We start from the raw sequence: 12,458 nt of genomic DNA, 5'->3' as shown, positions 1-12,458 counted from the left end.
TGCGACCGGCTCTCGTAGAACCGGCGACTTCAAAGACGGCCTAATATGCGTTATCAATTGTCCCCGCGTCGAATCAGCATGAAGCATTTGCTCCCCAGCACCGCCCTCGCTCTTTTCATCGGTATCGGTTTGTTGCCGGTGTCGGGCACCACATTCGCAGCCAACAGCTGGGACAAGTTGCAGCCTGATCGCGATGAAGTCATCGCCAGCCTGAACGTCGTCGAGTTGCTCAAGCGTCACCACTACAGCAAGCCGCCGCTTGACGATGCGCGCTCGGTGATCATCTACGACAGCTACATCAAGCTGCTGGATCCGTCGCGCAGCTACTTCATGGCCAGCGACATCGCCGAATTCGACAAGTGGAAGACCCAGTTCGACGACTTCCTGAAAAGCGGCGACCTCAACGCCGGGTTCACCATCTACAAGCGCTATCTGGACCGCGTCAAGGCGCGTCTGGACTTCGCCCTTGCCGAGCTGAACAAAGGCGTCGACAAGATGGACTTCACCACCAAGGAAACCTTGCTGATCGATCGCAAGGACGCCCCTTGGCTCAAATCCACCGCCGAACTCGACGACCTGTGGCGCAAACGCGTCAAGGACGAAGTCCTGCGGATGAAGATCGCCGGCAAAGAGCCGAAGCAGATCCAGGAAACCCTGACCAAGCGCTACAAGAACCAGTTGGCGCGCCTGGACCAGACCCGTCCGGAAGACATCTTCCAGGCGTACATCAACACCTTCGCCATGTCGTACGATCCGCACACCAACTATCTGTCGCCGGATAACGCGGAAAACTTCGACATCAACATGAGCTTGTCCCTCGAGGGCATCGGTGCCGTGTTGCAGAGCGACAACGACCAGGTGAAAGTCGTGCGTCTGGTGCCGGCAGGCCCGGCCGACAAGACCAAACAGGTTGCCCCGGCCGACAAGATCATCGGCGTTGCCCAGGGCAACAAAGAAATGGTCGACGTGGTCGGCTGGCGTCTGGACGAAGTGGTCAAACTGATCCGTGGTCCGAAAGGCACTGTGGTCCGCCTGGAAGTGATTCCGGCGAGCAATGCGCCGAACGACCAGACCACCAAGATCGTGTCGATCACCCGTGAAGCGGTGAAGCTCGAAGATCAGGCGGTGAAGAAGTCCATCCTCAACCTGAAACAGGACGGCAAGGACTACAAGCTCGGCGTCATCGAGATCCCGGCCTTCTACCTCGACTTCAAGGCGTTCCGTGCCGGTGACCCGGATTACAAGAGCACCACCCGTGACGTCAAGAAACTGCTGACCGAACTGCAGAAAGACAAAGTCGACGGCGTGGTCATCGACCTGCGCAATAACGGCGGCGGTTCCCTGCAGGAAGCCACCGAGCTGACCAGCCTGTTCATCGACAAGGGCCCGACCGTGCTCGTGCGTAACGCCGATGGCCGTGTCGATGTGCTCGAAGATGAAAACCCGGGCGCATTCTACAAAGGCCCGATGGCATTGCTGGTCAACCGCCTGTCTGCCTCGGCTTCGGAGATCTTCGCCGGCGCCATGCAGGACTACCATCGTGCGCTGATCATCGGTGGCCAGACCTTCGGCAAGGGCACCGTGCAGACCATCCAGCCGCTGAACCATGGCGAGCTGAAACTGACCCTGGCCAAGTTCTACCGGGTGTCCGGTCAAAGCACCCAGCATCAGGGCGTCCTGCCAGACATCGACTACCCTTCGCTGATCGACACCAAGGAAATCGGCGAGAGCGCCCTGCCGGAAGCCATGCCGTGGGACACCATCCGCGCGGCGATCAAACCGGCGGCTGATCCGTTCAAACCGTTTCTGGCCCAGCTCAAGTCCGAGCATGACACCCGCACCGCCAAGGATGCCGAGTTCGTGTTCATCCGTGACAAGCTGGCGCTGGCGCAGAAACTGATGGAAGAGAAAACCGTCAGTCTCAATGAAGCCGAGCGTCGTGCCCAGCACACCGACATCGACGCCAAACAACTGGCCATGGAAAACATCCGTCGCAAGGCCAAAGGCGAAGAACCGCTCAAAGAGCTGAAAAAAGAAGATGAAGACCTCATCGCGGCTGCCGAACCGGACAAGGTCAAACCGGAAGACGATGCCTACCTGAGCGAAACCGGGCGCGTGCTGCTGGATTACCTGAAGCTGAGCAATCAGGTGGCCAAGAAGTAAGGTGATGGCAATTTAATGGTGATGATCCCGGGATCGTCATCAAACAGTCATCATTCTGTCGTGCAATAAAGGACTGGGAGCCATTCTCTTCATCGAGAGCGCTCCCAGTCCTTTTTTTATCGCCAGAGATTGCCATGACCACGACCGAACAGCTGAGTGCCCTGAGCTCGATCTTGAGTCAAAGCGGCTTACACAGCCTGTTCCAGCCAATCATCTGCCTCTCTGAGCGACGCATACTCGGTTACGAAGCCCTCACCCGTGGCCCGTCCAACAGTCCGCTGCACTCACCCATTGCCCTGTTCGCCGTGGCGCGTCAGGCCGGGCGCCTGAGCGAACTGGAGATTGCCTGCCGACAATCGGCCTGCCGCCGTTTCAATGAGCAGCAACTGCCGGGCAAACTGTTTCTCAACGTCTCGCCAGAGTCGCTGCTCGAAGCTGCCCATCAACCGGGGCGCACCCTGCAGTTGCTGCAAGACTTCGGTATTCCGCCGAGCCAGGTTGTGATCGAACTGACCGAGCAGACACCAATCGATGACTTCCAGTTACTGCAAACCGCGCTGCATCACTACCGGGCGATGGGCTTTTCGATTGCGCTGGATGATCTCGGTGCCGGCTACTCCAGCCTGCGCCTGTGGTCGGAGCTGCGTCCGGATTACGTGAAGATCGACCGCCACTTCATCGACGGCATTCATCAGGATGCGTTGAAACGGGAGTTCGTCGGTTCGATCCTGCAGATCGCCAAAGCCTCACGCGCGCAGGTGATTGCTGAAGGCATCGAACTGCCAGAGGAGTTGGCAGTGTTGACCGAAATGGGCGTGGATCTGGTGCAAGGATACTTGCTTGGTCGCCCACAAGAGCACCCGCCCCGCGACGCCCGTGCGATGATGCCCAAACATGACAGCAGCACCGTCGCGCTGAACGACGAAGGCAGCGACCTCAGCGCCCTGCTCAACGACCAACCGGCTGTGGGGCGCGACACGCCAACCGCTACGGTACTGGAAGCGTTTCGCCGTCAGGCCAATCTGAACTCGCTGGCCGTGCTCGACGAACAAGGCCAGCCGTGCGGCATCGTCCACCGCCATTCCTTGTCCGATGCCCTGCTCAAACCCTTCGCCACCGACCTGTTCGCGCGTAAACCGATCAGCCGCTTGATGAACGACGACTTCCTCGCCGTGGAAATGAGCCAGTCGCTGCAACAGGTCAGCCGCCTGATCACCAGCCGCGCTCGCCAGCGCATCGAAGAAGACTTCATCATTACCCTCAACGGCAGCTACCTCGGCCTCGGTCGGGTGATCGACGTGCTCAAACTGATCACCGAACTGAAGATCCAGCAGGCCCGCTACGCCAACCCGCTGACCCTGCTGCCCGGCAATGTACCGATCCAGCAATGCCTGACCCGTCTGCTGCAACAGGGCCGCGAATCGGTCATCTGCTACGTCGACATCGACAGCTTCAAACCCTTCAACGACATCTACGGCTACGGCCGCGGCGACGAAGTCCTGCTATGCCTGGCGCAATGCCTGAACGAACGCGTCGACCCGTCCCGCGACTTCGTCGGCCACATCGGCGGCGACGACTTCCTCCTCGTCCTCGGCCCGGAAGACTGGCGCAAACGCCTCAACCAGTTGCTCGACGACTTCCAGAGCCAATGCCGCCGCTTCTATCGCCCCGAACACCTCGATGCCGGCTGCTTCATCGCCCCGAATCGCCAGGGAATACGGCAGGAGTTTCCGCTGTTGTCATTGTCCATCGGCGTGGTGCACCTGCATCCCGAAGCCTGCGCACAGCTGGACGCCAGTCAACTCGCGGAAATGGCGTCGCAGGCGAAGCATCATGCGAAGAATGTTCCGGGGTATAGCGTGCATGTGATTGATAGCATGAAGGCGCTACCTTTTACCGAAGTACTCGTTTCAGGCCATCGTTGATGTTTTCAAATAATCGAAACTACCATGTAGACCGATCTTCATTAGCGGCTTTTGCAAGATCCAGCTCCCAAACCTCTTTCGCCAACTTATGAATATCTTCGAAAAAACCGCGAGGATTTTCTAGGGAATCCCATTCTCCACGAGGCCAACTTGCGGCTTCGCACGGGTCGATCTCGAACAAGTGCTGAAAGTCATATGCTGGATCCGCAAGTTTTACTTCCAAATTTTCAAGTAAGACCAGTTTGTGCCTATGAGAGAGGTACGGCAGATCCAGACAATACTTTCGGATCAAAGCCTCCCGTTCACCAGGGTCTTCGGGATTGTAAACCCCGAGTTCTACTCCTCGAGTTTCTTCCCGATCATAAACATCTAACACACCAATAAACCACATTAACCCCGGTTCAAAAGGTTTATTCAAAAACGGATCTTTCAACATTTACTTACCCTCAGCAGGAAACCCCGTAAACGGCTTCTGTGTATTTCCTTGATCGAATTTCACTTCAAACCAATTCATATCCTCATTGAGGCTCGGATCTTGCTGATTCATTTTATTTGGCCTATACCCACGCCCAGCCCCAGGTAGCTCCAGCCTAACTATTGGATTACCTTTTTGATCTTTCCCTGTGTGCATAATTAAACCATCTTTATCCTTTGTCATCGCTTTATTCAACGCGCCCAGATGCATGCGCCAGTTATGGAACTGAGAGCTAAGATTTCCTCTGGCCCGTAGCGGGACAATCCCGGTGTGAGGATCAGCACCATTTATGCCACGCTGCTTAAGGGCTCGATCAGGAATTTCGGAACTGTGTTTTTTTACGGTGTGCATGTCATAAAGATCTTCATATTCATGTACCCGACGCTTCGCATTCTCCTCAGCCACCTCATCAAGCCTCGCCCGCCGCTCCTGCGCCGTCATCTTTGGCAGCGAAGGCGCTCCCTCTTCGACGACCACGCCACCGGCCTCGTACCGCATTGGACGTCGTGGCTCCGGCGGCGGGCAACTGCAGCTCAACCCCAACGGATCCACCCACCCCGTCGGATTCGGCACGTACTGGTACTGATTCAACCCTCCGGCCAGCTTCACCGGATCGGGCGTCAGATACCGCCCCAGCCGCGGGTCGTAATACCGGTGCCGGTTGTAATGCAGTCCGCTCTCCGCATCGAAATACTGCCCCTGAAACCGCAGCGGCTGGTCCAGGTAGTCCTCGCCGGCCAGGGTGATCGCCGCGACTTTGCCGTAGGCGTCGTATTGCGCCGACCAGACGATTTCGCCGCTGTAGTCGGTCAGTTCCTGCGGCGTGCCGAGGTGGTCGAGCTGGTAGTAAAACGGGCAGGCCTTTTTCGGGCCTTTGCCGTCGAGCAGCGCCAGCGGGCGGAAGGTGCCGGGTTCGTAGATGTAGCTGCGGTGCTGGGTTTTGCTGCTTTCGGCGACGAGGTGGTCGCCTTGCCAGAAGTACTCGGTGCTGACGCCGTCGACGGTTTTGCGGATGCGTCGGCCGAAGGCGTCGTAGCGATAACTGGCGGTTTTGCCGTCGGGGCGGGTCAGGCCGATCAGGCGGTGCTGGCTGTCGTAGCGGTATTCGGTGACCAATTGCTGGTCGCGGCCACGGCGTTCGCGGATCAGGTTGCCAAAGGCGTCGTAGTCGTAATGGCGGTCGCCCTGCATCAGCAGGCGGTTGCCCCTGATTTGTGTCGGGCCGGGGCGGTCCTGCATCAGCAGGTTGCCGGCCGGGTCGTGGGCGAAGGTTTCCGGCAGTTCGTCGCGCGAGTGGCGCACGCGGATCAGGCGGTCGAGGGCGTCGTAGCCGTAGGTGCGCTGGCCGTGGCGGCTGTCGGCAATGTGCTCGAGGTTGCCGTTGGCGCTGTAGGCATAATCGCGGCGGTACAGCGAAGCGTGCTGATGGCCTACAGCGTGGGCGAGTAAACGGCCCTGGTCGTCGTAGGCATATTCGCTGAGCAGCAGGCCTTGCTGACGTTGTTGTTCGCGACCGGACTGGTAGACGTGGCGGGTCAGCGATGCGCCGTTGAGGTCGATGGCGGTGAGCGCGCCGCCCTTGGCATAGTGATAGTCGAGCTTGCTGTTGTCCGGCAGGCGCTGGCGCTTGAGCTGACCGCAGGCGTCGTAGGCGTAACGCAGGGTGCCCCAGCCCTGATGCTCGGTGATCAGCCGATCCTGCAGGTCGTATTCGAAGGCCAGCGAATGTTTTTGCCCGTCATCGACGCCCACCAGACGCCCGAGGCGGTCGTAGCGGTACTCGACCTTGACCCCGTCGGGCAGGGTCTTGATCAGCAGGCGCCCGGCGGTATCGCGCTCGTAAGCTGTGACCCGCGTCGAGCCGTCATCGCCGAACTCGGTCTTTTCCAGCAGATGCCCGTTGAGGTCATAGGCATACGCCGTACGGCGGCCGTCGAAGCCGGTTTCCTGTCGGATCAATCCGGTGGACGTGTAGTCCAGGCGGTATGTTTCGCCGGACTCGTTCTCGATCTCGGTGAGCAACAACTGCGCATGGTCGTAGCGGTACTGCACCCGCGTGCCGTCGGGGTTGATCTTGCGCGAGACCAGGTGCAGGTCATCGTCATACTCGTAACGGGTGATGCGCCCGAGTTCGTCACGCTCGGCGGTGACCTGACCGTAGGCGCCGTAGCTGTAGGCGCGGGTGGCACCGGTAGGCGCCGTCGTCTGAACCAGCCGGCCCAGCGCATCCCACTGCTGACGCGTGACAGCGCCATGTTCGTCGCACGTGGTGGTCCGTCGCCCCAGCGCATCGTAGGAAAAGCGCCGCACGCCACCGTCGGGCAAGGTTTCTTCAACGAGCTGACCGAGGTCGTTCCAGACCCGCACATGGCGGCTGCTGTCCGGGTAACGGATCGACAGCAACCGCCCACGGGCGTCGTAGTGGTAATGGGTGACATGGCCGTCAGGATCGACCGCCTCGGTGACATCGCCCTGGGCATTGCGCCGCCAGGTCCACACCGCCTCGCCCCGTGCACGGCTGTGCAGGAAACCGTTACGGTATTCGTAGGACGTCGGCTCATCATCCGGCGCAAGCAGCGCCACCAGCCGTCCGGCCTCGTCGTAGCGGTATTCGGTGATCGCACCTGACGCATCTTGCTCGGCGACCAAGCGCCCCGAGGAGTCGTAGGCCTTGAGCTGTTCGCCACCGTTGGCCTCGACCTTGCGCACCAGGCGTGCGCGGTCATCGTGGACGTAGGTTTCCTCGGTGCCATCAACGTAATGCACCGCCACGCTGCCGTCGTCGTTCCAGACATAACGCGTGTCCACCTGCGAGAACGACGCCCAGTGGCGCACGCAGCGGGCCGCCTTGCCGGACCGCTCCCACTCCCAGAAGAAACTGGCGCCACCGGTCAATTGCCGTTGCAGGATGACGTGTTGATCGTCGTAGTCGTAACGCTCGCTGTCGCCGGCGGCGTTGGTCGCCTCGATCAATCGCTGTTGGGCGTCGTAGCAATAACTGACCAACGTTTGCTCGGTGCGCCAGACATCGCCAGCCAACACCTGGTAATCAACGGCGATCAGATGCGCACGCTCATAGCGCAACAGCAGCGACCGACCCGTGCCGTTATCCAGTCGCTGAACCCTGTCAGACCGATCCCGTAAAACACGTAACCGGTTGTCGTACGAATCGCTGACCGCCGTCAGCCGCCCCGCCCGAAAGTGATAAAACCGCGCCGTTTCCCCCGCCAGCGCAAGAATCAGCTCCTCCGGCTCTTCGCCGAGAAAAATCGCCGCCCGCGACAGGCTGTTGTGAATCGCCGGCCGTTCAACGCTGGGCAACGGAAACCGCGTGCGGCGGTTTTCGTGATCGACCCAGACCACCACATCGCCATCGAACTCCAGCCGATGCGCCAGTGAATGACTCCAGCCAAAGCCCAGGCCGACATCGTTCTCAACCGCGCTGGTGCGGTACAACCGGGTGAACTCGAACGGCAGCAAGCCATCGAGCGTGCCATCGGTCAGGGTCAGCAGTTCTTCGCCAGTGACCATCGACACCGGACAACCATTGGTGCAGGTGCGCGACACGCAATCGGCGCTGTCGCCGTTGGGGTTTTTCGCTTGATCCGGCTTATCGTCGTGGTGCTCGCCTTTCTTCAGCGAGGTATTGCGCCGGGCATTCCAGCGCAGTTGCATGCGACCCTTTTTCACCCCTGCGACGATGCCGCGTGCGGCGACGGTTTTGTATTGATCGACGTACTTGATGAACCCGCCGACGATGCCGAACAGCGCCTTGACCAATCGCATCACCGCCGACAGCAGTTGCACCGCACGATCCGCGAGTCGCAGCGTCAGATAGGCGATCCCGGCACCACCACTGGCGAAGGTCAGGACGATACTGATCAGCACATCGAGCAGCAGTTGCACGATCATCATCGACGCCGCTTCAGCGGTCTTGCCGGCAATTTCACTGGGCGGCAGCATCTCCAGCCAAAGACTGGCCGTGCGCAGCAGCAAACACAGCGCCGCCTCATCACTGACCAGCAACTGCAACTGTTGCATGACCTCGGGAGCCGTCGCGGCCAGATTCATCAGATCGGTCGCGCCACTACCCAGTCGATCCACAAAAGCGCCGGGGTTCTTGAGAATCTCCGACAGCATTCCAATGCTGTCCCATACCCCCTCAATGGCTGCCCAGCTCCCGGCCAGCGTGCCGTTGCCCGCGGCGGTGGCGACCGACTGCGACCACTGCGGCTTGAAGCCCTGCCACTCGCTGCGCAACCAGTCCTCCAGCTCAAGAGCCAGACCGTCATAGGATGCAAAAAGTTGTTCGACCTGTTTCGGACTGACGCCACCGTGCACTTGCACCCGGTAGAAATTACCGGGCTCGCCACGAAATGCGCCCTCGCCGCGCGCATCAAGCGTGACAGGCGTGACGGCCCCGCCATCCACCGCCACCACATCGACCACGATGTTGCCCAGTGGAATGTCATAGACGGATTCAAACTTGCTCTCGATCAGCATCAATCCGCCCTGGGGGCACTGGACGACGCCGGAGACGAATTCGCTGTCGCCAGTGCTGACGGCGGTGCTGCGATCACCGAAGCGGATAATCCGCTCCATGCCCATCAGCGACGGCAGATCGGCCGCATGACTGACCTGATCAGCCGTGCTGCTCAACCAGTGCTCAAGCTGCTGGCGATAGAGCGTGAGGGTGTCGGGAAAGCTGTCGAGTTCCTGCTCGATACGAGTGACGGCTTGCATCAACGCACGTCGGCGTGCAGGACGAACTGAAAAACCGGGTCAAACATTGGCGTTCCCTCGCGCAAAAAGTTAGGCGCGGGAACTGTGCGGGGGATCAATCGGGAAAGAAGTCAGGCAAGTAGGCACTTGCTGTAGGACTAATCTGCAATAAACCGTTTACTACAAAACGTACAGACAAAAACGAAAACGTGGCGAGAGGTTTCCCTCACGCCACGTTTATTTGATCGACACAAATGGATTTACTGCGTTGAATCCCGCGCGTTCAGCTCTTTCAGTTTGAGCTCGGCCAGCGGGTGTCCGGCCTTGGCGGCCATGCCCCACCAGCGGGCTGCGTCCGCCGGGTCCGGTGCTTTGCTCGGGGTGCCTGCGAGACTGATCACACCGACCTGATAGGCCGCTTTGCCATCCCCCGCCAATGCCGCGAGACGCAACAAACGCACGCCTTCTTCACGTGCGCCGAGGCCAACACCACGGAAGGTCAGGATGTGCCCGTAAAAGCTTTGCGCACCGACGTCGCCAAGATTGGCCATGCGCGCGAACTGGCCTTCGAGCCAGCGCCAGCCTCGCGGCTGACGGACAAACCACGACCAATGAAACAGCCTGCGGGCCAGCCAATAAGCGGCACGCGCCTTGAGTCGCAAAAACACTCAGGCCTCCGCCGATTCCGGGTATTCGTATTCGAAGACTCTGACCACTTCCGATGCATGCCAAGAGGCAGCGGCAACACCATCGGACGGCCCCGAAAAACGCCCCAGACGTTCAACGCATTCAAAAAAACCGGTGCGCGGCAGGCGACTGGCGCCCTGACTGATCACCAGCGAACTGCGCAACGGTTGTTCGGCCTTGGCGTCCAGTGCCGCCAGATGCTCCAGTGCAGCGGTCAGGGTTTGCATCGCCGGCGTCGGCAACTGCAAACGTTCGAGCAAGGCTCGGTAGGTCAGAAGATGGCGCTGCCGGCGCGCCTGATCCAGTTCTCCCAGCAATCCGTCCCAATGTTGACGACTGATGCGTACGCTCACGATTCATCCCTCCAACCTGGCACCGTCAGTTCCCAGGCCAGGCTGCGACGAATCGCGGCGTCAGGCTGACGCTCGCCGCTTTCGATCATGGCCAGATAAGACGGGCTGATGCCTACCGTGCGGGCCAGCGCCTCGATGGCGATGCCCTTCCCTTCGCGCAAACTGCGTAGTTGATCAAGACCTGGAAGAATCGGGTCCAGTGTGGTCGCGAGAGGCGCTTGAGCCTGCTGCGACGGTGTTTCATTGATCCCTGCTGCTTTCAGTAGAGCCTGATAGTGAGCCCAAGGCAGAACTGCGTATTCGGGCTCGCCATCGCGTGCAATTATCTGAATATCCATGACTACCCCGTAGGACAACAACACTTAGCGAGTCGGCACTTTTCCCTAGAAGTGTAATCCTAACAGCGGCCAAGGTCGCGGGGGGTATCTATCTGCAGAGCGACTTCGTCAATCAGGGCTTTTTCGGCCCCTGAAGCTGCAATTGCTCGGGGGTATCAGGCAGGCGTTCAACCACCGCCAGTTTTTCCGGCTGCTGGCGATTGCGCCAGAGACGAAAGGCACTGAGTTCATCATCGAGGGTTTTCATCAACCAGGCGAGAACGGCGATATCGTCGAGCATGCCGAACATGGGAATGAAATCGGGAATGGCATCTACCGGGCTCAGGAAGTACATCAGGCCAGCAACCACGGAGATCAACGCTTTCGGGCTGATCGCACGGTATTCGCCGCGCCAGTAGGCCAGGCACAATGCCTGCAACAAACGCAGGTCGTCCTTGAGTTTGCCGAGGCGATTGCCCTGTGCCGCGCCTTTGCTGGCGACGGCAAACAACAGGGTCGGCAAGCGTCCACGCGCCAGCAGACGGCCGGCCAGGGGCAGGAATCGAGCGAAATTCCACGGAGCTTTCATCTATTCCTCCCATTGAAATGTTATCCACACAAATTGTGGATAACCTTGTGAACAGAGCTGCATTTCAGCGCTGGGAGCCCCGTTTTATAAGGGCTGCGCTCAGATCGGGCGTTTTTTACTCACATAAAAAAGCCCAATATTTCATTGACTTGGCGGCTCAGGGCGTCTAGTGCGGGCAGCCTCAAAGGTATGACTGTGCTGACCGGCATCGGTTCGCTCTGTTTACCCTTGCCATCCGCCAGATGCAACAACGCCCCGCATAAGCGAGGCGTTGTTGTTGAAACCGGAGCCGATTACTTGGCAGCGGCGTCTTCTTTGGCTGGATCCTTGATGGCCAGCAGTTCCAGGTCGAAGACCAGAACCGAGTTGGCCGGGATTGCCGGGCTTGGCGATTGCGCGCCGTAAGCCAGATCGCTAGGGATGTACAGTTTGTACTTCTCGCCAACGTGCATCAGTTGCAGGCCTTCGACCCACCCCGGAATCACGCCACTTACCGGCAGATCAATCGGGCTGCCGCGCTCGACGGAGCTGTCGAATACGGTGCCGTTGGTCAGCTTGCCGGTGTAGTGAACGGTCACTACGTCAGTCGGCTTGGGCTGTGGGCCGTCGGCTTTCTTGATCACTTCGTACTGCAGGCCGGAAGCGGTGGTGGTGACACCCGCTTTCTTGCCGTTTTCTTCGAGGAATTTCTTGCCGGCAGCTGCCGACTCTTCGCTCATCTTGGCCATGCGCTCTTCAGCACGCTTTTGCAGCGCGGCGAAGGCTTCGACCAGTTCTTCATCTTTCAGCTTCTGTTCTTTCTTGCCGACGGCATCTTCGATGCCCTGGGCTACCGCTTTGGAGTCCAGATCATCCATGCCTTCCTGAGCCAGGCTCTTGCCCATGTTCAGGCCGATACCGTAGGAAGCTTTTTGCGCCGGGGTTTTCAGCTCTACGCTGGTCTGCGAATCACAACCCGCGAGGACCAGGCTAACCAGGGCTACCGCCGCCGCCAACCGATGCTGTTTCATGCTATTTCCTTGTTCATGCGCCGAATAGGGCAATCGAGTAAAGCCGCGAGCTTATCAGGCCGCCACGACCAATGGCTACCGGCATGAGAGCAGTAAAGCGACGATAAGTTCAGGGATTAAAACGCATTTGGGCGAAGACACGATGAAGCTTCTGTCATCTGCTGCTGACAACCGTAGCCTCCTCTTCCCACAACATCTGGCGTAATGGCCACTTGCC

The 12,458-nt window shown here is 59.3% G+C and carries 9 protein-coding genes; 2 read left to right on the top strand and 7 right to left on the bottom strand.

From position 1 onward, the window contains the following. Positions 1-78: 78 nt before the first annotated feature. Complete coding sequence (locus HV782_RS09430; protein ID WP_186747511.1) at positions 79-2,163, top strand: carboxy terminal-processing peptidase; 2,085 nt, start codon at positions 79-81, stop codon at positions 2,161-2,163. Between the two features lie 134 nt (positions 2,164-2,297). Further along, complete coding sequence (locus HV782_RS09425; RefSeq protein ID WP_186747509.1) at positions 2,298-4,088, top strand: bifunctional diguanylate cyclase/phosphodiesterase; 1,791 nt, start codon at positions 2,298-2,300, stop codon at positions 4,086-4,088. A 19-nt stretch (positions 4,089-4,107) separates the two neighbouring features. Here the strand turns inward: HV782_RS09425 and HV782_RS09420 are convergent, their stop codons facing one another. From HV782_RS09420 to bamJ, 7 genes are all read right to left on the bottom strand, one after another. Further along, positions 4,108-4,524: a hypothetical protein gene (locus HV782_RS09420; RefSeq protein WP_186747507.1), complete on the bottom strand. Its 417-nt coding sequence runs from the start codon at positions 4,522-4,524 to the stop codon at positions 4,108-4,110. Then, positions 4,525-9,306 carry an RHS repeat-associated core domain-containing protein gene (locus HV782_RS09415; protein WP_217890344.1) on the bottom strand — a complete coding sequence of 1,594 codons (4,782 nt, stop codon included), beginning with the start codon at positions 9,304-9,306 and terminating at the stop codon, positions 4,525-4,527. Positions 9,307-9,545: 239 nt separating this feature from the next. Next, complete coding sequence (locus HV782_RS09410; protein WP_128616548.1) at positions 9,546-9,953, bottom strand: SEL1-like repeat protein; 408 nt, start codon at positions 9,951-9,953, stop codon at positions 9,546-9,548. After that, on the bottom strand, positions 9,954-10,325 hold the full coding sequence (locus HV782_RS09405) for a hypothetical protein (RefSeq protein ID WP_003223109.1): 372 nt from the start codon (positions 10,323-10,325) through the stop codon (positions 9,954-9,956). Then, on the bottom strand, positions 10,322-10,663 hold the full coding sequence (locus HV782_RS09400; protein WP_123465960.1) for a helix-turn-helix domain-containing protein: 342 nt from the start codon (positions 10,661-10,663) through the stop codon (positions 10,322-10,324). The genes HV782_RS09405 and HV782_RS09400 overlap by 4 nt, the downstream gene beginning before the upstream one ends. Positions 10,664-10,775: 112 nt before the next feature. After that, on the bottom strand, positions 10,776-11,231 hold the full coding sequence (locus HV782_RS09395) for a YkvA family protein (protein ID WP_123465958.1): 456 nt from the start codon (positions 11,229-11,231) through the stop codon (positions 10,776-10,778). 293 nt (positions 11,232-11,524) lie between these two features. Further along, positions 11,525-12,241 carry a BamJ family beta-barrel-assembly machinery protein gene (gene bamJ, locus HV782_RS09390; RefSeq protein WP_123465956.1) on the bottom strand — a complete coding sequence of 239 codons (717 nt, stop codon included), beginning with the start codon at positions 12,239-12,241 and terminating at the stop codon, positions 11,525-11,527. Positions 12,242-12,458 lie beyond the last annotated feature (217 nt).

The sequence above is a fragment of the Pseudomonas monsensis genome (assembly GCF_014268495.2).
GTDB classification, from domain to species: Bacteria; Pseudomonadota; Gammaproteobacteria; order Pseudomonadales; family Pseudomonadaceae; genus Aquipseudomonas; species Aquipseudomonas monsensis.
Note: the sequence above shows the minus strand (reverse complement) of the source record. Positions and strands in the feature narration are given on the sequence as shown.

What these genes read in the sequence shown, in the direction of transcription:
- HV782_RS09430 (WP_186747511.1), top strand. Translation starts at nt 79, where the DNA reads ATGAAGCATTTGCTCCCCAGCACCGCCCTCGCTCTTTTCATCGGTATC.
- HV782_RS09425 (WP_186747509.1), top strand. Translation starts at nt 2,298, where the DNA reads ATGACCACGACCGAACAGCTGAGTGCCCTGAGCTCGATCTTGAGTCAA.
- HV782_RS09420 (WP_186747507.1), bottom strand. Translation starts at nt 4,524, where the DNA reads ATGTTGAAAGATCCGTTTTTGAATAAACCTTTTGAACCGGGGTTAATG.
- HV782_RS09415 (WP_217890344.1), bottom strand. Translation starts at nt 9,306, where the DNA reads ATGCAAGCCGTCACTCGTATCGAGCAGGAACTCGACAGCTTTCCCGAC.
- HV782_RS09400 (WP_123465960.1), bottom strand. Translation starts at nt 10,663, where the DNA reads ATGGATATTCAGATAATTGCACGCGATGGCGAGCCCGAATACGCAGTT.
- HV782_RS09395 (WP_123465958.1), bottom strand. Translation starts at nt 11,231, where the DNA reads ATGAAAGCTCCGTGGAATTTCGCTCGATTCCTGCCCCTGGCCGGCCGT.
- bamJ (WP_123465956.1), bottom strand. Translation starts at nt 12,241, where the DNA reads ATGAAACAGCATCGGTTGGCGGCGGCGGTAGCCCTGGTTAGCCTGGTC.